Below are 22,978 nucleotides of genomic sequence, written 5' to 3' on the forward strand. Positions count from 1 at the left end.
TTCAGAAAGGAGAAAATAATGACCAAAGAAGCCATTAAACTGTTTTCACAAGCACACGCAGAACCAGCTTGGTTGAGCAATCTTCGGCAAGCAGCTTTTGAAAAAATAGACACATTAGATCTACCAAAGATTGAACGGGTGAAATTTCACCGTTGGAATCTTGGAGATGGAAGCATAACAGAATCTGAAGCCACGAGCAATGTTCCTGATTTCACAGCTTTAGGTGATAATCCCAAGCTAGTTCAAGTCGGAACTCAGACTGTTTTCGAACAATTGTCTCCAGAATTGGCAGAGGCAGGCGTGATTTTCACAGACTTTTACACCGCTTTGGAAGAAATTCCAGAAGTCATGGAGCAGTATTTTACCAAGGCAGTAGCGCATGATGAGGACAAACTTGCAGCCTACCATACCGCTTATTTTAATAGCGGAGCGGTCTTGTATGTTCCTGATAATGTGGAAATCAAGGTGCCAGTCGAAGGAATTTTCTACCAAGATAGCGAAAGCGATGTGCCGTTTAACAAGCATGTTTTAGTGATTACAGGGAAGAACGCTAAGTTAGACTATTTAGAACGTTTTGAAAGTATCGGAGATGGCAGCAAGCAAGCAACGGCTAATATCACGGTGGAAGTCATTGCAGGAGCAGGCAGTCAGATTAAATTTGCGGCGATTGATCGATTGGGACAGCATGTAACAACCTACATGAGTCGCCGTGGGTCACTGGCAAACAATGCCAGCATTGACTGGGCGATTGGAGTGATGAACGAAGGCAATGTCATTGCTGACTTTGATAGTGATTTGTATGGTGATGGCAGCCATGCAGATATGAAGGTTGTTGCACTCTCAAGTGGCAAGCAAGTGCAGGGGATTGATACTCGTGTAACCAACTACGGTCGCAATTCGACCGGAAATATCCTCCAATATGGTGTTATTCTAGAAAAAGGAACGCTGACCTTCAATGGAATTGGACACATTATTAAAGGTGCTAAGGGAGCAGATGCCCAACAAGAAAGCCGCGTCTTGATGTTGTCAGATAAAGCACGAAGCGATGCCAATCCGATTCTTTTAATTGACGAAAATGATGTTACAGCAGGGCATGCTGCTTCTATCGGACAGGTCGATCCAGAGGATATGTACTATCTCATGAGCCGTGGTTTGGACAAAGCAACAGCCGAACGTTTGGTTGTCCGTGGTTTCCTAGGAGCCGTGATTACTGAAATTCCTGTAAAAGAAGTCCGCAATGAAATGATTGACGGAATTGAAGAAAAGCTAAGCAAGAGGTAAGAGAGATGTCAGTAGATAGCCATGCCCTCAAAAAAGAGTTTCCAATCCTAGACCAGTTGGTCCATGATGAGCCCTTGGTCTATCTAGACAATGCCGCAACGACGCAGAAACCCCAAGTTGTTTTAGAAGAAATCCTAAACTATTACCAGACGGACAATGCCAATGTTCACCGAGGTGTGCATACCTTGGCGGAACGTGCGACTAGCCGCTATGAGGCGGCGCGTGAGCGTGTGCGGCAATTTATCCATGCCAAATCGACCAAGGAAGTACTTTTTACAAGAGGGACTACGACAAGTCTCAATTGGGTGGCACATTTTGCAGCCCAAATCTTGCAACCAGAAGATGAGGTCTTGATTTCCATTATGGAACACCATGCCAATATTATCCCCTGGCAAGAAGCTTGTCGAAAGACGGGAGCAAAGTTGGTCTATGTCTATCTGAAAGATGGGCTCCTAGATATGGAGGATTTGCAGTCCAAACTATCACCAAAAACAAGATTTGTCTCTTTGGCCCATGTCTCCAATGTCTTAGGAACCATCAATCCAATCAAAGAAATTACTCGATTGGCGCACGAAGTTGATGCCATTATGGTAGTAGATGGAGCCCAATCCGTTCCACATATGGCCATTGATGTATTGGATTTGGATGTGGATTTCTTTGCTTTTTCAGGCCATAAGATGCTAGGTCCGACAGGAATAGGTGTTCTCTACGGGAAAGAAAAATGGCTCTCCCAAATGGAACCAGTAGAATTTGGCGGTGAAATGATTGACTTTGTTTATGAGCAATCTGCTACGTGGAAGGAATTACCTTGGAAATTCGAAGCTGGTACGCCAAATATAGCAGGGGCGATTGGACTGGCTAAAGCAATCGACTATCTGGAAGAAGTGGGGATGGAGGACATTGCAGCTCACGAAGCAGACTTGCTAGCCTATGTTTTTCCAAAATTACAGACCATGGAGGGGATTGAAATCTATGGTCCGGCAGACTTGGCAAAACGTTCAGGCGTCATCTCGTTTAATATAAAAGGATTACATCCGCATGATGTAGCAACGGCACTGGACTATGAGGGAGTAGCTGTGCGAGCAGGTCATCATTGTGCTCAACCGCTTCTAACTTATTTGGGAGTGCAGTCAACGGTTCGTGCTAGTTTTTCCCTTTATAATACCAAGGAAGACTGTGATCGATTGCTTGAAGCACTGGAAAAGACAAAGGAGTTTTTCAATGGCACTTTCTAAATTAGAGAGCCTTTATATGGCTGTGGTAGCAGACCATTCCAAACATCCTCATCATCAAGGGAAAATCGCTGGGGCTCATCAGGTGGATTTGAACAATCCCACTTGTGGCGATGCGATTAACTTGTCGCTGCAATTAGATGAAACTGGTGAAACCATTCAAGACATTGCCTTTGTCAATGCAGGCTGCACCATTTCGACCGCTTCGGCTAGTATGATGACAGATTTGGTGTTAGGAAAAACGAAGACAGAAGTGCTGGAATTAGCCCAGGTCTTTTCTGAAATGGTTCAAGGAAAGACAGATGTACGCCAAAAAGACTTAGGAGATGCTGCCTTTCTAGCAGGTGTTGCTAAATTTCCACAGCGAGTAAAATGTGCGACCTTGGCCTGGAATGCACTAAAAAAAGGCTTAAATGAAGAGTAGAAAAATCTCAAAGAAATAGAGGAGGAAAGAATGACAGAGGAAAGAGTAGAACCAAAACCGATTGACCTCGGTGAATACAAATTCGGTTTTCATGATGATGTAGAGCCTATTATGTCAACCGGAAAAGGATTGAACGAAGACGTAATTCGAGCTTTATCTGCGGCGAAAAACGAGCCAGAATGGATGTTAGAATTTCGGTTGAAATCGTATGAGGCTTTCAAAAAAATGCCCCTTGAAACCTGGGGAGCAGACTTGTCTGAGATTGATTTTGATGACTTGATTTACTACCAAAAGGCATCTGACAAACCAGCTCGTTCATGGGATGAGGTGCCTGAGAAAATCAAGGAAACTTTTGAACGCATCGGAATTCCAGAAGCAGAACGTGCTTATCTTGCAGGTGCTGCTGCTCAGTACGAATCAGAAGTGGTTTACCACAATATGAAAGAAGAATTTGAGAAGTTGGGCATTATCTTTACGGATACCGATTCAGCTTTGAAAGAATACCCTGATTTGTTCAAGCAGTATTTTGCCAAATTAGTGCCGCCAACCGATAATAAATTGGCTGCTCTCAATAGTGCAGTATGGTCTGGAGGCACCTTTATCTATGTGCCAAAAGGTGTCAAATGTGATATTCCTTTGCAGACTTATTTCCGAATCAATAACGAAAGTACAGGACAGTTTGAGCGGACCCTCATCATTGTAGATGAGGGGGCAAGTGTGCATTACGTTGAAGGATGTACGGCACCGACCTATTCAAGTGATAGTTTGCATGCAGCGATTGTTGAAATCTTTGCCCTTGATGGAGCCTACATGCGCTATACAACAATTCAGAACTGGTCTGACAATGTCTATAACCTTGTTACCAAACGTGCTCGTGCGATGAAAGATGCGACAGTAGAGTGGATTGATGGAAACCTTGGGGCTAAAACTACCATGAAATATCCATCTGTTTACTTGGATGGTGAAGGGGCGCGTGGAACCATGCTGTCTATCGCTTTTGCCAATACGGGACAACACCAAGATACAGGTGCTAAGATGATTCACAATGCACCGCACACCAGCTCCTCGATTGTATCAAAATCCATTGCTAAAGGTGGTGGAGAGGTAAATTATCGTGGGCAAGTCACTTTTGCACGGAATTCTAAAAAATCAGTCAGCCATATCGAGTGTGATACCATTATCATGGATGATATTTCAAAATCAGATACCATTCCCTTCAATGAAATCCACAATTCGCAAGTGGCCTTGGAGCACGAAGCTAAAGTATCTAAGATTTCTGAAGAACAGCTCTACTACCTCATGAGCCGTGGTCTGTCAGAAGGTGAAGCCACAGAGATGATTGTCATGGGATTTGTTGAGCCATTTACTAAAGAACTTCCAATGGAATACGCAGTTGAGCTCAACCGCTTGATTGCTTACGAAATGGAAGGGTCAGTCGGCTAAGAGAGAATAAGAACCTGTATTCACAGCTCAGCAACTCTATTCAGGACTTATTTTTCGCTACTCATCGTTGCTTTTTTTCGAAATACAGTCAGTATTCCTTCAAAAAAGCTCCTTGATTATCGTAAAATAAGCTCCCGATTAGAATGACTTCGCTTATGAATACAGGTTCTAATAAAAATCGCAGGAAATACTGCGATTTTTTGCTATAATTTTTCATTGACAAAAGCGACGAAATCATGCCACCAAGCAATCAGAAAGAAGGGGCGGTCAATACTTTTTTCAGCGACCATGGTGACAGAGGGTTCTTGCTGCCCAAGGTAGCCTTGGCCAATGAGTTCGGAGTCGGAGTAGGTCAGCGTTCCTAGTTTTTGTCCTTTTTTTATAGGAGCTTTTATGCTTTTAGCATCCGGCTTAAAGTGGATTTCAGGACTGTGTTGACTGCCATTTTGCTTGATGATTGTTAAATCCTCCTGAGCGACAGCGGGGATATGGGCTTTTTTTCCATTCATAACCGCTATACTACTATCTTCATAGGTATCATGCTTATATACAAGAGTGACGGCACTAAAATTTCTAAAAATATAGGACATGAGCTGAGAAGTAGTCGTAAAGCGTACATAGGGATTTTCCTCGGTTTCAGTAGCTTTTAAAACAACGGTAATGATCCGCATTCCATTTTGGACGGTGGTCGCTACAAAGCTTTCTCCAGCTTTCTCAGAACTTCCTGTCTTTAATCCATCTACCCCGGAGCGGAAACTAATCATGTTTTCTAACATATAGTTTGAATTTTGAATAGGAATTCCTCCAAAAGTAGAGGTTGGTTTCTGTGTAATTTTTAGAATTTCTGGATAGTCTGTAATCAGATTTCGAGCGATGATAGCAACATCGTAGGCGCTGAGCTTATTTTCGTCATCTTTATCACTTTTTGGATAGATATGGTCGTCAAGATGTTCATTATTCAACCCGCTTGCATTCACTAATTTGGCATCTGTAATACCCCAGGATTCTACTTTTTGACGCATTACATCAACGAATTGAGTTTCGCTTCCTGCAAGTTTTTCAGCAAGAGCGATGGCGGCGCTATTACTGCTAGAAATAAGCATGGCTTCCAATAGCTCACCTACCGTATAACGTCTAGCTTCCATAGGGATATTTGAAATATCAGGATTTAAGGTTAATTCATAAGGATAATCTGAAATATCCACAGGTGTTTTTAACGTTATTTTTCCATCTTCAATGGCTTCGTAGACCAGATAGGCTGTGATGAGTTTGCTAATACTTGCGACCTCGACAGATGTCGTAGCATTTTTTTCATAGAGAATTTTTCCGCTTTTGGCATCCACAGCAATGGCATGTTGGGCAGCAGCGTCAAAGTCTTCTGCATGGACAGGCTGACTAAGAAAGCCAAGAAAGAGGCAGAAGATTAGTAATAGGATTTTTTTCATAATAGTCCTCTCATTATCATTACTGTTATTGTATCATAAAATCCGTTTTCTTTTTTAAAAATAAGCACAAACCGTAGCAAGATTGGTCTTTTTAAGGATTTTTTTGATATAATGGATGAGATAGATAGAAAAAAGAGGACACCATGAAATTTACAGAATTTACGTTTAAGCCTTACATTCAAGAGGCGCTAGCAGACTTGAACTTTATCGAGGCGACTGAAGTACAAGAACGACTTATTCCAATCGTGTTAGAGGGACGAGATTTGGTCGGAGAGTCAAAGACAGGTTCTGGGAAGACCCATACCTTTTTGCTTCCCATTTTCCAAGAGTTGGATGAAACAGCAACGTCTCCGCAGGTCGTGATTACAGCTCCCAGTCGTGAGTTGGCTACGCAGATTTATCAAGCTGCGCGGCAGATTGCACAGTTTGCACCGAGCGACATACGAGTGGCAAACTATGTCGGAGGGACAGATAAGGCACGTCAAGTAGAGAAATTAGCGAGCCAGCAACCGCACATCATCATCGGAACGCCAGGGCGTATCTATGACTTGGTAGAATCGGGGCATTTAAGCATTCACACTGCTAAGACCTTTGTGGTGGATGAAGCTGATATGACTCTTGATATGGGGTTCTTGGCAACGGTAGATAAAATCGCAGCACGGTTGCCGAAAGATTTACAATTTTTAGTTTTTTCTGCAACAATTCCACAAAAATTGCAGCCATTTTTGAAAAAATATTTAGCCAATCCTGTCATGGAGCAGATCAAGACCAAGACGGTTATTTCAGATACGATTGATAACTGGTTGGTTTCGACCAAGGGGCGAGATAAGAATGCTCAGATTTATGAGATTAGTCAAGCTTTACAGCCTTATTTGGCCATGATTTTTGTCAATACCAAGACGCGGGCGGATGAGCTTCATAGCTACTTGACAGCTCAAGGCCTAAAAGTGGCCAAGATTCATGGAGACATTGCTCCGCGTGAACGCAAGCGTATCATGAATCAAGTCAAGAATTTGGATTATGAGTATATTGTAGCTACGGATTTGGCAGCGCGTGGGATTGATATTGAAGGGGTGAGCCATGTCATCAATGACGCTATTCCGCAAGATTTGTCTTTCTTTGTGCACCGCGTTGGTCGAACAGGGCGTAATGGGCTAGCAGGAACAGCTATTACCTTGTACCAGCCGAGCGATGATTCAGACATCCGTGAATTGGAAAAGATAGGAATTGCCTTTGTACCTAAAGTCCTCAAGGATGGAGAATTTCAAGAAACCTACGACCGTGACCGTCGTGCCAATCGTGAGAAAACACGAGAAAAACTGGATACAGAGATGCTAGGTCTGGTCAAAAAGAAAAAGAAAAAAATCAAACCTGGCTATAAAAAGAAAATTCAATGGGCGGTGGAAGAAAAACGTCGGAAAACGAGACGAGCTGAAAATCGTGCCCGTGGTAGAGCCGAACGTAAGGCGAAGAAACAGACCTTTTAGGATTGATAGATATTTTTTATCACAGGGATAGAAAATATATATTAGGCAGAAGGGAAGATGCATGATAGACTAGAGTGAAAACTGGAGGTCTATAACATGAAAAAAAGCATTTCTTTCATTCTATTGGCATTATTTATCAGTCTTGGTTTGATTGCTTGCAGTTCACCTGCAAAAGAAACTACTAAAAAAGAGACGATTATTGTTGCGACAGATTCAGATACAGCACCTTTCACCTACAAGGAGGGTGATGTCTTTAAGGGATACGACATCGAAGTTTTACAAGCTATTTTTGAGAATTCAAAGGATTATGAGCTCGAATTTCAAACGGTTGACTTTCCCTCTATTTTGCTAGGGATTGATGCTGGCCGTTTCCACATTGCAGCGAATGATTTTAACTACAACGAGGAGCGGGCAGGGAAGTATCTCTTTTCAGATCCTGTTTCCCTGTCGAATTATAGCATTGTTAGTCAAGAAGGCAAAGATTTCAAGAGTCTGGATGATCTATCTGGCAAGAAAACGGAGGTCATTGCGGGATCGAATTATGCTCAGCTATTGGAAAATTGGAATAAGGAACACCCGAACCAGTCCCCGATTGACATTCAATACGTCGCGAATTCCTCAGGTCTATCTCAACGCTTGCAGCATATTGAAAACGGACAGATTGATTTTATCCTTTATGATGCGATTTCTTCAACCTATGTGAGCAAGGATCAGGGCTTGAAATTAAGGATTCAGCCCTTAGAACTTCAAGAAACAGCTGGTAAAGATGGATTGGAGTATTTCCTTTTTGCAAAGGATAAAAAAGGAGAAGAATTGCAAGCCTTTGTCAATCAACGGTTGGCAGAGCTGGAAAGTTCAGGTCGATTGAAGGAAATCAGTCAAACTTATTTTGGAGGAGATTTTACGGTTTCTTCTCAAAAATAGAAATACAAATATTTGGTATTTTATCGAAACTGTGGTAGAATAATCCATTATCGAGAAAGGGAAGTAACTATTATGATTACAACAGCGAAACTCGCGTCAGATTGGTACCAGAATCTGATGCAATTAATTCCAGATGGGCAACTGTTTAGTTGGCGCTCTGTATTTGATGGTCTTCCGCGGATTATTGAAAAACTTCCAACGACCCTCTTTTTAACCCTTGCAGGTGCCCTTTTTGGTCTAGTCTTGGCCTTGATTTTTGCTATCGTGAAAATCAATCGTGTGAAAATTTTGTATCCTTTGCAAGCCTTGTTTGTCAGTTTCTTGCGAGGAACGCCGGTCTTGGTTCAGTTGATGTTGACGTACTATGGAATTCCACTGATGTTGAAAGCTATCAATTTACGCTTTGGGACAGCTTTTAATATAAACGCAATCCCTGCTGTCGTCTTTGCCATTGTCGCCTTTGCCTTCAATGAAGCAGCCTATGCCAGCGAGACGATTCGTGCGGCGATTCTTTCGGTTGACAAGGGAGAGATTGAAGCGGCTAGGAGTTTGGGGATGACCGATCAGCAGGTGTATCGCAGGGTTATTATCCCAAATGCAGCAGTCGTTGCTACCCCGACCTTGATTAACTCCTTGATTGGCTTGACCAAGGGAACCTCTCTAGCCTTTAGTGCGGGAGTAGTAGAAGTCTTTGCCCAAGCCCAAATTTTGGGAGGAGCCGATTACCGTTACTTTGAACGCTTTATTTCCGTAGCCATTGTTTATTGGATTGTCAACATTGTGATTGAACAGCTGGGACGATTCCTTGAGAAGAAGATGGCGATTGCCGCACCTGAAAATGTAAAAGGAGAAGTTGGTCAATGATTCATATTTCACAATTAAGTAAAACATTTTCTGGACAAAAAGTGCTGGATAATCTGAGTTTGGATATTCAAAAGGGGGAAGTGATTGCCCTGATTGGCTCTTCGGGTGCTGGAAAATCAACTTTTTTACGCAGTTTGAATTACTTAGAAGAGCCAGATAGTGGTTTTATCGAGATTGATGAGTTTAAGGTGGATTTCTCAACCATTACGACCGAAGAAATATTAACGCTCCGTCGCAAATTATCCATGGTATTCCAACAGTTCAATTTGTTTGAACGAAGAACAGCTCTTGAAAATGTCAAAGAAGGCTTGTTGGTCGTTAAGAAGTTATCGGATGAGGAGGCGACAAAAATCGCCAAGGAAGAATTGGCAAAAGTAGGCTTGTCAGACCGAGAAAATCACTATCCAAGACATTTATCTGGTGGTCAAAAGCAACGGGTGGCTCTGGCCCGTGCCTTGGCGATGAAGCCCGACGTCTTGCTGCTAGATGAGCCAACTTCTGCCCTTGACCCAGAATTGGTGGGAGAAGTGGAAAAGTCTATCGCAGATGCAGCTAAGTCGGGTCAGACTATGGTATTGGTGAGTCATGATATGTCTTTTGTTGCTCAAGTGGCGGATAAGGTTCTCTTTTTGGACAAGGGACACATTATCGAAGCAGGGACTCCTGATGAGATTATTCACCATCCCAAAGAAGAGAGGACAAAAGAGTTCTTTGCCAGTTACAAACGGACCTATATTTGATATAATAGACGAAGGACAGAAAGTGGGAAAAAGACTGTACGAAGCTGGTCTTTTCCTGCTTTCTCATTTTCAAGAATTGCCTTTAAACGATGGTCCAAAGAACTGATTGGATGCTTGTTATCCGTCAGTCGGTCCATGAGGGGCAGAAAAGTGGAGGTTTCATGTTTGCTCAAATTTTATCCCTCTATCTCCAAAGTTTATTGTTTACAACAATAGTGATTGGAGTGGTGCTGGGAGTTTGGATAGGCTTGCGAGCTATTCGGAATAAAGACAAAACAGCAAAGGCAAGGCAAGCACATTTATACGATATGCTGTTGATTGGCGTGATGACAATTCCTGTCCTCTCATTTGCCATGATGAGCATTTTACTAGTATTAAAGGCAAGATAAGGAGATAGAAATGTACGACACACTGATTATTGGATCTGGTCCTGCAGGGATGACAGCTGCTCTTTATGCAGCAAGAAGCAATCTAAAGGTGGGGCTGTTGGAGCGAGGGATTTATGGGGGACAAATGAATAATACCTCAGAAATCGAAAATTACCCAGGTTATGCCCATATCAGCGGTCCAGAATTGGCCGAGAAAATGTTTGAACCCTTAGAAAAATTGGGAGTAGAACATGTATTTGGCTTGGTGAAGGATATTCAAGTAGAGGGGAGGCTAAAAAAAGTCATCACGGAAGATGCCGTTTTCGAAGCAAAAACCGTGATCATCGCAACAGGAGCATCTCATAGAAAATTGGGGGTGCCTGGGGAAGAAGCATTAAACAGCCGTGGGGTTTCGTATTGTGCTGTCTGCGATGGTGCTTTTTTCAGAGGTGAAGATCTCTTGGTTGTTGGCGGTGGGGATTCTGCGGTTGAAGAAGCTGCTTTCTTAACCCAGTTTGCAAATAGTGTGACGATTGTGCACCGCAGAGATGAATTGAGAGCCCAGAAACTCCTTCAAGACCGTGCCTTTTCAAATGAAAAAATTTCCTTTATTTGGGATTCTGTAGTCAAGGAAATCAAGGGAGAAAATCGTGTCGAGAGCGTGGTGTTTGAACATGTCAAGACAGGTCAAGTGACTGAGCAGGCTTTTGGCGGTACTTTTATCTATGTTGGTTTAGATCCTGTCAGTGATTTTGCAAGTGGCCTAGGGATTACAGATGAAAGTGGCTGGATTATTACGGATGACCATATGAAAACCGCTGTTGATGGTATTTATACGATTGGAGATGTCCGTCAAAAAGATTTGCGACAAATCACAACAGCCGTTGGAGATGGTGCGATTGCAGGTCAAGAAGCCTATAAATACATTGTTGAACATGGGTAAAAAGAGAGTGAGGCTCAATCGTGATTTCGGAGAAATCGATTTGCCTCACTTCTTTATTTCTGAGTTCGGGCTAAACTAATCCACTAGATTCGTTTACTCCCACCCCAGCGAGGTTGGAAATAGGCCTAGCGAAGAAATGCTCGCTAGCCTCTTCTACTAGCATGTTGATTTATCAATGTTTTGCAAATCAGACAACTACTGCGTCAAACTGTTAAAGCTATAAAAGAAACGAGGTTGAACACTTTTGTCCCACCCCTTTTTGCTGAAAATGTATAAGATATTTTCAATTGGAACAATAAAAAGAATTGTGGTAGAATAGAAAAGTTCGAAACAAGAGTTTTTTATGCCACAAAAATATGAGTACAAAGAGGACGAAATCCCTCAAATTGAATGGGGCTTCAAATCGCTCGCCTTATCTAACAGGACATTTTGAATGTAAGAATAATCTCAAATAAGGAGCGAGGTTTCGTACTCCTTATTTTTTATGATATAATAGACATAACGATGGAAAAGGAGTCGCTATGTTTGTAGATGATAGTTTGACCCTGCATACGGATTTGTACCAAATCAATATGATGCAGGTGTATTTCAAGGAAAAAATTCACCAGAAAAAAGCTGTTTTTGAATTATATTTTAGAAATAATCCTTTCAAGAGTGGCTATGCTGTGTTTGCAGGTTTGGAGCGGATCGTTGATTATCTCAAGGAGTTGCATTTTTCAGAGAGTGATATAGCTTACCTGCGCTCGTTAGGCTACGACGAAGATTTTTTGAGCTATTTAGCAGATTTCAAATTAGAGTTAACCGTTCGGTCTGCCAAAGAAGGGGATTTGGTCTTTGCCAATGAACCCTTGGTGCAAGTCGAAGGTCCCTTAGCCCAATGCCAATTGGTGGAAACAGCTTTGCTCAATATTGTCAACTTTCAAACCTTGATTGCCAGCAAGGCTGCGCGCATTCGCTCGGTTATTGGCGATGATGAGCCCTTGATGGAGTTTGGCACGAGACGTGCCCAAGAGATGGATGCCGCTATTTGGGGGACACGTGCGGCAGTGATTGGTGGGGCCAATGGCACCAGCAATGTTCGGGCTGGGAAACGCTTTGGAATTCCTGTGTTAGGAACGCATGCCCATGCCTTGGTGCAAGTTTATGGCAATGATTATGAGGCCTTTAAGGCCTATGCCAAGACTCATAAGAATTGTGTTTTTCTAGTGGATACTTATGACACTTTTAAACTAGGTGTCCCAGCTGCCATTCGGGTTGCTCGCGAAATGGGGGATAAGATTAACTTCCTTGGTGTTCGGATTGATTCGGGAGATATTGCCTATATTTCTAAGAAAGTCCGTCAACAGTTGGATGATGCAGGTTTCCCTGATGCAAAAATCTATGCTTCCAATGATTTGGATGAGCATACCATTCTCAATTTGAAAATGCAAAAGGCAAAAATTGATGTCTGGGGCGTTGGGACCAAATTAATCACAGCCTTTGACCAACCAGCTCTAGGAGCTGTTTATAAGATTGTGGCGATTGAAGATGAGAACGGTGGAATGCGTAACACCATCAAGCTGTCCAACAATGCTGAAAAAGTTTCGACACCAGGTAAAAAGCAAGTGTGGCGGATTACCAGTTGTGAAAAAGGTAAATCTGAAGGAGACTATATTACTTATGCCGGTGTAGATGTCTCTCAAATGAAGGAATTGGAAATGTTCCATCCAACCTATACCTATATAAAAAAGACCGTCCGTAATTTTGAGGCGGTGCCACTCTTGGTAGATATTTTTGACCAAGGAAGGCTGGTGTATGAGCTGCCTGATTTGATGGATATTCATGCGTATGCACGTAAGGAATTTGAGAAATTATGGGATGAGTACAAGCGTGTGTTAAATCCGCAGCACTATCCAGTGGACTTGGCACGAGACGTCTGGCAAGATAAGATGGATTTGATTGACCAAATGCGGCAAAAAGCCTATCAAGGAGACCAAGCATGAGCCTACAAGAAACAATTATCAAGCAATTAGGCGTCAAACCCACCATCAATCCTCAGGAAGAAATCCGTAAATCAATTGATTTTTTAAAGGATTACCTCAAAAAACACCCTTTTTTAAAGAGCTATGTTTTGGGGATTTCTGGTGGTCAAGATTCCACGCTCGCTGGCCGATTGGCTCAGCTTGCAATGGAGGAAATGCGAGCAGAAACGGGAGATGAGCGTTATCAATTCATCGCTGTTCGTCTTCCGTACGGCATTCAAGCAGATGAGAACGATGCCCAAGCAGCGCTCTCCTTTATCCAGCCTGATGTGAGCCTTGTTGTGAATATCAAAGAAAGTGTCGATGCCATGACAAAAGCCGTTCAAGCGACAGAGAGCACCGTATCTGACTTTCATAAAGGAAATATCAAGGCCCGTAGTCGCATGATTGCCCAATATGCCCTGGCAGGAAGTTACCAAGGTGCTGTGATTGGAACAGACCATGCCGCTGAAAATATTACTGGTTTCTTCACCAAATTTGGTGATGGCGGTGCCGACATTCTCCCACTTTTTCGTCTCAATAAACGCCAAGGAAGAGCACTCTTGGCAGAACTTGGAGCAGACCGCTCCCTCTACGAAAAAATTCCCATAGCGGATTTGGAAGAAGAAAGACCTGGGTTAACAGATGAGGTAGCACTTGGAGTGACCTACGATAAGATTGACGACTACCTAGAAGGTAAAGCAATTGAGCCAGAAGCCCAAGCCGTCATTGAGAATTGGTGGAAAAAAACAGAGCACAAACGCCATCTTCCCATTACTATTTTCGATGATTTTTGGAAATAAAACGAGATGCCAAAACAGCTATAAGCAACTAGAAAGAGAGAACAATCGATTTCAGAGAAATCAGGAGTATTCTCTCTTTTTTCTTACTCTTTTAGTCCGTACTTGAAGATTTTCGAAAAAGGTCTATAATAGGTCTTAATAGAAAAGGAGAATCTTATGAATTCATTACACCAATCATTAACCGATCGATTTTTTGCTGATTACGAAGCCAATCAGCACTTTGCAGCCACGGAAAATGCAGTAACCCACAATGGTATCTATGCTTCTCTCGAAAAACGCAGCAGCAGTGTCGAAAATACCCCTGTTTTTTCCATTGATTTAACCAAAGACAAGGTCAGCAACCAAAAGGCTTCTGGTCGCTGCTGGATGTTTGCCGCCCTCAATACCTTCCGCCACAAAATGATCGCTGGTTTCCAATTGGAAGACTTTGAACTCTCTCAAGCCCATACCTTCTTTTGGGATAAATATGAGAAATCCAACTGGTTTTTAGAACAAATTTTAGCGACAGCTGATCAAGCATTAACCAGCCGCAAGGTCAAATTTCTATTAGATGTTCCTCAACAAGACGGTGGTCAATGGGACATGGTCGTATCCCTCTTTGAAAAATACGGTGTTGTGCCAAAATCAGTCTATCCAGAATCCATCTCTTCCAGCAACAGCCGTGAACTCAATGCTGTCCTCAATAAATTGCTACGCCAGGATGCCCAAATTTTACGTGATTTGGTGACAGCAGGCCAAACTCAAGAAGATATTCAGACAAAAAAAGAAGAACTCTTGCAAGAAATCTTTAACTTCCTTGCCATGTCGCTTGGCTTACCACCTCGTACCTTTGATTTTGCCTACCGAGATAAAGACGATCACTACCATAGCGAAACAGGCTTAACTCCGCAAGAATTTTACAAAAAATATGTGGATATTCAACTGGATGACTACGTCTCCATCATCAACGCACCGACTGCTGGCAAACCGTATGGCAAGTCTTACACCGTTGAAATGCTCGGAAACGTAGTGGGCAGCCGACCTGTACGCTACCTTAACGTGGAAATGGATCGCTTGAAATCCCTTGCTATTGCTCAAATGCAGGCTGGTGAAACGGTCTGGTTTGGGTCTGATGTCGGTCAATCCAGCAATCGTAAGACAGGTGTCATGGCAAATGGCATGTATGATTTTGCTTCTAGTATGAAAATTGACCTCCACCAAGACAAGGCCAGCCGTCTTGACTACGGTGAAAGTCTGATGACTCACGCAATGGTCTTAACGGGTGTCGATCTTGATGAAAATGGACAATCCATTAAATGGAAGATTGAAAATTCTTGGGGAGACAAGGTTGGCGATAAGGGGTATTTTGTTGCAAGCGATAGCTGGATGGATGAATATACCTATCAAATCGTTGTCCGCAAAGAATTCTTAACAGAGGCAGAGCTTGCAGCCTACAATGCAGAGCCAATTGTTCTTGCGCCATGGGATCCAATGGGAGCATTGGCTAGCAAATAAGCAAACGTAAATCACTGCAAAACGCAGAGAACGTGAATAAAACTCTTCAAATATTAAAAACGCATAGAATCAATGACTATTCTCATTGACTTTATGCGTTTTTTTATGATCTATTTCGAGCTACTTTTATCTCCTAATGCTCGAATGGCAAGAACAATATGATCTTGATAGGCTTCTAGTAAGCTCTCTGCTTCAGCTAGATTTAGTTGCCCCAACTGCATGAGAATAGCTTTTTTCACTTGCTGTTTTGACTGAGAAAATACTTGTTCTGCTTCTTCCTCACTACAAGCTGTGGTTTGTTGGATAATGCGCTTCGCTCGTTCAATCAATTTGGCATTGCTTGGCTGCACATCGACCATATAGCCCTTATAGACTTTACCTAGCTGAATCATAGTAGCTGTTGAAATCATATTTAAAATTAGTTTTTGAGCAGTCCCAGCCTTCATACGACTGGATCCTGCAACCACTTCTGGACCGACCAGCACTTCTATTGCAATATCTGCGAAATCTGATAAGGCTGCTCCTTCTACACAGGAAATCGAAGCTGTCTTAGCACCGATTTTCTTCGCATAAGCAAGTCCTGAAAGCACATAAGGTGTCCGTCCTGAAGCTGCTAGTCCAATGACGATATCCTTAGCACTTAGCTGATGTGCCTGTAAATCTTCCTCCGCAGCAAGCTGATTATCTTCTGCTCCCTCTTGTGCAGCTAGAATGGCTGACGAGCCTCCTGCAATGATCCCTTGTACGAGTTCCGGAGAAACGCCATAGGTCGGTGGGCATTCAGAAGCATCTAAAATTCCTAGTCGTCCAGATGTTCCTGCCCCTATATAAAATATTCTTCCCTGATTGCGCACACATTGAACAGCCTGTTCTATCACAAGATTGACCTGTGGCAATACCTGAGCAACAGCTTGGGCAACAGTTTGATCCTCTCTATTGATATAGGCTGTTAATGCTGCAATACTCATCTCTTCAATAGCTGCAGAAGCTGGATTGCGCTGTTCCGTGTGTAATGCATGAATCTCCATCAATCGTCTCCTTTGGTTACTTGTTCTTTGTTTTATTATACACCTTTCTCCAGAAGATGGGGGATATAAAGGGAGTTCTACAAAATGATGTCCATTTTTGCCTGTTTTGGATTTCTTGCTATGCCATAAAATCTAACAAAAAATATTGATAAATAGAAGTTGTTTTTAATCTAAAATTTATGAACGTTGCTTCTCCATTAAGCAATCGTAATAACTTTTTTTGCGTATTATACAAAAAAACACAATAGATTATATAATATACACCAAATAGCACTAAAAAAGTTTTTTTATTAAAAAATGAAGAATATATCTTTACAATAATCAGAATTTTTGCTATAATCGGAATATGTTATAAAAAGTGACATGAAAGGGGCGAAGTGATGAAAAAAAGAACAGGACTATTAGCGGCTGGTATCTTACTGAGTACTGGGCTGATGCTGGCAGCTTGTAGCGGAAATAGCACAGGAAGTTCATCAGACAACACCTACTATTATGTGTATAGTACAGATCCGGATACGCTTGATTATGTATTTGCCAATCGAGCAACAACTTCAGATGTGACCAGTAACCTGGTTGATGGGTTGCTTGAAAGTGACCGCTATGGGAATTTAATCCCGTCTCTAGCTGAGGATTGGTTCGTTTCAAAAGATGGACTGACCTATACTTATAAACTTCGCAAAGATGCCAAATGGTTTACCTCTGAGGGTGAAGAGTATGCTGGTGTGACTGCCCAAGACTTTGTGACAGGTTTGAAGCATGCGGCCGATAGCAAGTCAGAATCCCTGTATATTGTCGAAGATTCCGTCAAGGGCTTAAAAGACTATGTTGATGGGAAAATCAAGGATTTCAGCGAAGTTGGTGTAAAGGCAATTGATGATTATACGGTCGAATATACTCTCACGGCTCCCGAAACCTATTGGAATTCAAAAACAACCATGGGAACGCTATTTCCTGTCAATGAGGAATTTTTGAAGTCCAAAGGAAAAGACTACGGCAGTCCCAAGCCAGATAGTATCCTTTATAATGGTCCCTATCTCTTGAAATCATGGGTTTCTAAGTCCTCTATCGAATATGTGAAAAATCCACAGTACTATGATAAGGATAATGTGCATATCGAGCATATCAAGTTATCTTATTTTGACGGTTCAGACCAAGAGTCCTTGATTCGAAACTTTAAGGACGGGGCCTATACAACGGCTACCTTGTTCCCTAACAGTTCTAGCTATCCAGCGGTTGAAAAAGAGTTTGCAGAGAATATCATTGTTGGCTCACAAGATGCGACATCTTATTACATGAATTTTAATTTCGATCGTCAATCTTACAAACATACTTCTAAAACAAATGATGCACAAAAGAATGCGACGAAAGAAGCAGTGCTCAATAAAAACTTCCGTCTAGCCATTAATTTTGCTTTTGACCGAACGAAATACAGTGCCCAGCTAAATGGTGAAAAGTTAGCCAGCAAGACGTTACGAAATACCTTGGTACCACCAAGTTTTGTGCAAATTGGGGACAAGACCTACGGAGAAGTTCTTGGTGAGAAATTGGTCAACTACGGTAGTCAATGGAGCAATATCAATCTTGCAGATGCTCAGGATGCCTACTATAATCCAGAAAAAGCCAAAGAAAACTTTGCCCAAGCCAAGTCTGAATTGGAAGCTAAAGGAGTTCAATTCCCGATTCATTTGGATGTCATCGTTTCACAAACAAGCAAAACCTTTGTGGATCAGATGAGTTCCTTGAAGCAATCTATTGAAGCGACGTTAGGAACCGAAAATGTTGTCATTGACCTTCAAAAATTATCAGAGGACGACTATAATAATGCAGGGTATTTTGCAACCACGGCTGCTCAAAAAGATTACGATCTTGGCGGAGGCGGTTGGTCTCCAGACTTCCAAGATCCATCGACTTATCTTGATACCATTCGAGTGGATAATGGAGGCTCTATTGCCAATTTTGGTTTTGATCCTGATCAAGCCAATGATAAGATTCAAACAGTTGCTCTAGATACCTATACGAACATGGTCAAGGAAGCCAATAAAGAGCAAGATGTTAAAATGCGTTATGAGAAATATGCAGAAGCTGAAGCTTGGTTGCTAGATAACGGCGTGATTATGCCTTATGCCTCTCTGGGTGGTCGCCCATCTGTCTCACGGATTGTTCCATTTTCTTCTGCAAATGCAGATGTCGGAACCAAAGGTGTCGGGACTTACTACAAGTATCGAAAGGTTCAAAAAGATATTGTAGTCGCCAAAGATTGGGAGACTGCTCGTGAAAAATGGCGAAAAGAAAAGGCCGAATCCAATAAAAAGGCACAAGAGGATTTAGTGAAACATATTCGCTAATGATAAAAGCAATTCTATCAAAAAGGAGAAAAAACTATGAAAACAAAAAAATGGCTCGTAACAGCTGGTGTTCTCGTGAGTGCAGGAGTACTCTTAACTGCTTGTAGTGGCGGAAGCTCAACGGGTGATTCAGGCAATACCTATTCCTACGTTTACACTTTGGATCCAGATACGCTAGATTATACCTTTGCTAACCGTGCCTCAACTTCTGAGGTGACCAGTAACTTGGTGGATGGCCTTCTTGAAAATGACCAATATGGAAATTTGGTTCCGTCTTTAGCAGAAGATTGGACAGTTTCAAAAGATGGGTTGACCTATACTTACAAACTCCGTAAAGATGCCAAATGGTACACATCTGAAGGTGAAGAATACGCAGATGTCAAAGCTCAAGACTTTGTTACAGGTTTGAAACACGCAGTTGATTCTAAATCAGAAGCCCTCTACATCGTTGAAGACTCTATCAAAGGTTTGAAAGAGTACGCTAAAGGGGAAAATAAGGATTTCAGCAGTGTCGGCATTAAAGCTGTTGATGACTATACGGTCGAATATACGTTGAATGCTCCTGAATCTTACTGGAATTCAAAAACAACCATGGGAATTCTCTTCCCAATCAACGAAGAATTCTTGAAATCAAAAGGTAAAGAGTTTGGTTCTGCAAAGACAGATAGCATTCTTTCAAACGGACCTTACCTGTTGAAGTCTTGGGTTACTAAATCTTCCATGGAATATGCGAAAAATCCAAACTATTATGATAAAGACAATGTTCATATCGACAATGTGAAGTTGGCTTACTTTGACGGATCAGATTTGGAATCTCTGGCACGTAACTTTAAAGATGGTGCCTACACAGGTGCAGTTCTCTATCCAAATACCACGAGCTACCCAGCGATTGAAAAAGAGTTCAAGGATTATATCTATGTCTCTCAACAAGATGCGACGAGCTATTATTTCAATTACAACTTAGATCGGAAATCTTACAAGCATACTTCTAAGAAAGATGATGCCCAAAAAGCAGCAACCAATGAAGCAATTTTAAACAAAAACTTCCGTCAAGCCATTAAATTTGCTCTGGATAAGACAGGGATGGCTGCACAGATGAATGGTGAAAAATTAGCTACTGCAACATTGCGGAATACTCTGGTACCACCAACCTTCGTACAAATCGGAGACAAGAATTACGGTGATGTGGTCGGTGAAAAGCTAGTCAACTACGGCAAAGAGTGGGCAGACATCAACTTGGCAGATGCGACCAATGCCTACTACAATCCGACAAAAGCAAAAGAAAAAATGGCGCAAGCCAAGACTGAATTGGAAGCCAAAGGAGTTCAGTTCCCAATTCATTTGGATGTACTCGTAGAAGAAACAGATAAGAACGATGTTGCTAGAAAGAGCTCCATCAAACAATCGATTGAAGCAGCATTAGGTGCAGAGAATGTCGTGATTGATCTTCAAAATGCTTCTGAGGATGAGGTGAATAACGCTAGTTACTTTGCAACAAGGGCTGCTCAAAAAGACTATGACTTTGATGTATCAGGTTGGGGGCCAGACTTCCAAGACCCATCAACCTACCTAGATATTTTGAACATAGAAAATGGTGGAATGCTTCAAAATATTGGTTTGGAACCAGGTCAAGACAATGCGAAAATTCAAGCCGTTGGCTTAGATAAATACACAGATATGCTCAAGGAAGCCAATAAAGAGCAAGATGTTAAAGTGCGTTATGAAAAATACGCAGAAGCAGAAGCTTGGTTGCAAGATAGCGCCCTTATCATTCCAACTGTTTCAAAAGGTGGACGTCCACAATTATCTAAGGTTGTCCCATTCTCCTCACCGACATCTGATGTCGGAACAAAAGGGGATGCAACCATCTTCAAATACAAACAAGTCCAAAAAGACATTGTGACAGTAAAAGATTACGAAACCGCTCGTGAAAAATGGGTGAAAGAAAAAGCAGAATCCAATGCGAAATACCAAGAAGATTTAGCAAAACACGTAAAATAATAGAAAAAGATTAGAAGTCTACCAAACTTCTAATCTTTTTTTGCACAAAATAAAGAAAACTGTTCAATTATTGAATAATCTTCAGAAAATTCATTGTATTCTGTTTCTTTTATGATATAATTCGCTTACATCTAAAAATAACAGTGGAGGTTTTCTATGAAAAAATCAAAAGTACTAGCATTAGCAGGTATCACCTTGCTTAGTGCAGGATTTTTAGCAGCATGCTCAGGTTCGAATTCCAATTCAGCAGGAGCAGGCAAGACTTATTCTTATGTGTATCAAACAGATCCTGAGAATCTGGACTATTTGACATCTAGTAAGGCAGCTATCCATGATATTACAACGAATGTCATTGATGGTTTGCTCGAAAATGACCGTTATGGGAACTTTGTTCCATCTATGGCAGAGGATTGGACTGTCTCAAAAGATGGATTGACCTATACCTATAAACTTCGGAAAGGGGTTAACTGGTACACTTCTGAAGGTGAAGAATATGCAGAAGTAAAGGCACAGGATTTTGTCACTGGTCTAAAATATGCAGCAGATAAGGAATCTCAAGCACTTTACTTGATTCAAGATTCTATCAAGGGCTTGGACGACTATATCAAGGGAAAAAATAAAGACTTTGCTTCCGTTGGGATTAAAGCGATTGATGACTATACAGTCGAATACACTCTCAATCAACCAGAGAGTTACTGGAATTCTAAAACGACGATGGGAATTTTGTACCCTGTAAATGAGGAATTCCTCAAGTCTCAAGGGGATAAGTTTGCCAGTGCGACAGATCCAACAACCTTGCTTTACAACGGACCGTTCATTCTTAAATCAATTACAGCAAAATCTGCGATTGAATTTGCCAAGAATGAAAATTACTGGGACAAGGACAATGTTCATATCGATAATGTGAAGTTGTCTTACTATGATGGTTCAGACCAAGATTCATTAGCGAAAAACTTTGCTGACGGCGTGTATAGTATCGCTCGAGTCTTTCCAAATAGTGCCAGCTATGATGCTGTGAAAAAACAGTTTAGCGAAAATATTACCTATGCTCCTCAAGGTTCAGCTAGTTATATCGTTGGGATGAATATTGATCGTCAGTCCTATGACCATACCTCAAAAACGACAGATGCTCAAAAGACTTCTACGAAAAAAGCACTCTTGAATAAAGATTTCCGTCAAGCGTTAGCCTTTGCCTTTGACCGCGAAAGCTACTCTGCTCAAATTAACGGAAAAGATGGTGCAAGCAAGGTTTTGAGAAATATGTTTGTTCCTCCAACCTTTGTAGCAGCTGGAGACAAGAGTTTTGGAGACATAGTAGAGGCTGACCTTCAAAGCAAGGGGGATGAATGGAAAGATGTTGATTTATCAGATGGACAAAACGGTCTTTACAATCCAGAAAAAGCCAAGGCAGAATTTGCCAAAGCTAAAGAAGCTCTGCAAGCTGAAGGAGTAGAATTCCCAATTCGCTTGGATGCGCCAACGATTAAAACCGATAAAGCGCGTGTTGCTCGTTTGCAATCGCTTAAACAATCCATCGAAGAATCTTTGGGAACTGACAATGTCGTGATTGATATTCAACAGTTGTCAGAAGAAGATGTCTTGAATATGACCTACTATGCACCAACAGCAGCTCAAGCGGGTTGGGACATTTCAGACATCGTCGGCTGGATTCCAGACTTCCAAGATCCATCTACCTACCTCAACATTATCAAACCATCTTCTGGGGACAATACGAAATTATTCCTTGGATTTGATGCAGGCAAGGACAATGCGGCAGCTAAAACAGTTGGCTTGACAGAGTTTGAAGAATTGGTAAATGCAGCAGATAATGAGAAATTAGATCTCAATAAACGCTATGAAAAATATGCGGCTGCTCAGGCTTGGCTAACAGATAGTGCCTTGATCATCCCATCAATGTCAAATGGTGCAACAGCTATGCTAAGAAAGACGGTTCCATTCTCAACAGCCTTTGCATGGAGTGGAAATAAAGGAGCCGATCCAAACGTTGTCTACAAGTATGTTGAATTACAAGACGAGCCGGCAACGACAGCTGAATACCAAAAAGCATTGGAAAAATGGCAAAAAGAAAAAGCAGAATCCAATGCCAAATACCAAGAAGATTTGGCAAAACACGTAAAATAAATAGCTAAATATTA

The 22,978-nt window shown here is 41.8% G+C and carries 18 protein-coding genes; 16 read left to right on the top strand and 2 right to left on the bottom strand.

Annotated elements, in window-relative coordinates; all coding sequences use genetic code 11:
• Nucleotides 1–18 precede the first annotated feature (18 nt).
• The 4 genes from sufD to sufB are packed head-to-tail and all read left to right on the top strand — an operon-like array spanning nt 19 to nt 4,380.
• Nucleotides 19–1,281: a Fe-S cluster assembly protein SufD gene (gene sufD / locus BFM96_RS04750; RefSeq protein ID WP_068990990.1), complete on the top strand. Its 1,263-nt coding sequence runs from the start codon at nt 19–21 to the stop codon at nt 1,279–1,281.
• Nucleotides 1,282–1,286: 5 nt separating this feature from the next.
• Entirely contained in the window at nt 1,287–2,516 is a 1,230-nt protein-coding gene (locus tag BFM96_RS04755; protein WP_068990995.1) for a cysteine desulfurase, read from the top strand.
• Entirely contained in the window at nt 2,503–2,937 is a 435-nt protein-coding gene (gene sufU, locus BFM96_RS04760; RefSeq protein ID WP_068990997.1) for a Fe-S cluster assembly sulfur transfer protein SufU, read from the top strand. Before BFM96_RS04755 ends, sufU begins: the two co-directional genes overlap by 14 nt.
• 30 nt (nt 2,938–2,967) lie before the next feature.
• A complete protein-coding gene (sufB, locus tag BFM96_RS04765) occupies nt 2,968–4,380 on the top strand; it encodes a Fe-S cluster assembly protein SufB (RefSeq protein WP_067086467.1) in 1,413 nt (470 codons plus the stop codon).
• A 203-nt stretch (nt 4,381–4,583) separates the two neighbouring features.
• Here sufB and pbp3 read toward each other — a convergent pair whose 3' ends face one another.
• Nucleotides 4,584–5,825 carry a D-alanyl-D-alanine carboxypeptidase PBP3 gene (pbp3, locus tag BFM96_RS04770; RefSeq protein ID WP_068991000.1) on the bottom strand — a complete coding sequence of 414 codons (1,242 nt, stop codon included), beginning with the start codon at nt 5,823–5,825 and terminating at the stop codon, nt 4,584–4,586.
• Nucleotides 5,826–5,968: 143 nt separating this feature from the next.
• Between pbp3 and BFM96_RS04775 the strand changes: the two genes are divergently transcribed.
• The 9 genes from BFM96_RS04775 (at nt 5,969) to pepC (ending at nt 15,448) form a co-directional block, all read left to right on the top strand.
• Nucleotides 5,969–7,312: a DEAD/DEAH box helicase gene (locus BFM96_RS04775; protein WP_068991002.1), complete on the top strand. Its 1,344-nt coding sequence runs from the start codon at nt 5,969–5,971 to the stop codon at nt 7,310–7,312.
• A 96-nt stretch (nt 7,313–7,408) separates the two neighbouring features.
• Nucleotides 7,409–8,236, top strand: coding sequence for a transporter substrate-binding domain-containing protein (locus tag BFM96_RS04780; RefSeq protein ID WP_068991004.1), 828 nt, complete (start codon nt 7,409–7,411; stop codon nt 8,234–8,236).
• Nucleotides 8,237–8,308: 72 nt separating this feature from the next.
• The gene (locus BFM96_RS04785; protein ID WP_068991010.1) at nt 8,309–9,100 is read left to right on the top strand and encodes an amino acid ABC transporter permease; all 792 of its coding nucleotides are present in this window, start codon (nt 8,309–8,311) and stop codon (nt 9,098–9,100) included.
• The gene (locus BFM96_RS04790; RefSeq protein WP_068991013.1) at nt 9,097–9,840 is read left to right on the top strand and encodes an amino acid ABC transporter ATP-binding protein; all 744 of its coding nucleotides are present in this window, start codon (nt 9,097–9,099) and stop codon (nt 9,838–9,840) included. Before BFM96_RS04785 ends, BFM96_RS04790 begins: the two co-directional genes overlap by 4 nt.
• 161 nt (nt 9,841–10,001) lie before the next feature.
• Nucleotides 10,002–10,229, top strand: a complete 228-nt coding sequence (locus tag BFM96_RS04795; protein WP_068991015.1) for a DUF4059 family protein — start codon at nt 10,002–10,004, stop codon at nt 10,227–10,229.
• A gap of 10 nt (nt 10,230–10,239) precedes the next feature.
• On the top strand, nt 10,240–11,151 hold the full coding sequence (gene trxB / locus BFM96_RS04800; RefSeq protein WP_068991018.1) for a thioredoxin-disulfide reductase: 912 nt from the start codon (nt 10,240–10,242) through the stop codon (nt 11,149–11,151).
• A gap of 521 nt (nt 11,152–11,672) precedes the next feature.
• Nucleotides 11,673–13,133, top strand: coding sequence for a nicotinate phosphoribosyltransferase (locus BFM96_RS04805; RefSeq protein WP_068991021.1), 1,461 nt, complete (start codon nt 11,673–11,675; stop codon nt 13,131–13,133).
• Nucleotides 13,130–13,954 (top strand): ammonia-dependent NAD(+) synthetase, encoded by an 825-nt coding sequence (nadE, locus tag BFM96_RS04810; RefSeq protein ID WP_068991023.1) that lies wholly within the window; start codon nt 13,130–13,132, stop codon nt 13,952–13,954. The genes BFM96_RS04805 and nadE overlap by 4 nt, the downstream gene beginning before the upstream one ends.
• A gap of 156 nt (nt 13,955–14,110) precedes the next feature.
• A complete protein-coding gene (gene pepC / locus BFM96_RS04815; protein ID WP_068991032.1) occupies nt 14,111–15,448 on the top strand; it encodes an aminopeptidase C in 1,338 nt (445 codons plus the stop codon).
• Between the two features lie 110 nt (nt 15,449–15,558).
• Here the strand turns inward: pepC and murQ are convergent, their stop codons facing one another.
• Entirely contained in the window at nt 15,559–16,476 is a 918-nt protein-coding gene (gene murQ, locus BFM96_RS04820) for an N-acetylmuramic acid 6-phosphate etherase (RefSeq protein WP_068991034.1), read from the bottom strand.
• A gap of 380 nt (nt 16,477–16,856) precedes the next feature.
• Between murQ and BFM96_RS04825 the strand changes: the two genes are divergently transcribed.
• The 3 genes from BFM96_RS04825 (at nt 16,857) to BFM96_RS04835 (ending at nt 22,964) form a co-directional block, all read left to right on the top strand.
• On the top strand, nt 16,857–18,821 hold the full coding sequence (locus BFM96_RS04825) for a peptide ABC transporter substrate-binding protein (RefSeq protein ID WP_068991037.1): 1,965 nt from the start codon (nt 16,857–16,859) through the stop codon (nt 18,819–18,821).
• Nucleotides 18,822–18,857: 36 nt separating this feature from the next.
• Nucleotides 18,858–20,822 (top strand): peptide ABC transporter substrate-binding protein, encoded by a 1,965-nt coding sequence (locus tag BFM96_RS04830; RefSeq protein WP_068991042.1) that lies wholly within the window; start codon nt 18,858–18,860, stop codon nt 20,820–20,822.
• A 156-nt stretch (nt 20,823–20,978) separates the two neighbouring features.
• Nucleotides 20,979–22,964, top strand: a complete 1,986-nt coding sequence (locus BFM96_RS04835; protein WP_068991044.1) for a peptide ABC transporter substrate-binding protein — start codon at nt 20,979–20,981, stop codon at nt 22,962–22,964.
• Nucleotides 22,965–22,978 lie beyond the last annotated feature (14 nt).

It is taken from the genome of Streptococcus himalayensis, from assembly GCF_001708305.1.
Classification (GTDB): domain Bacteria; phylum Bacillota; class Bacilli; order Lactobacillales; family Streptococcaceae; genus Streptococcus; species Streptococcus himalayensis.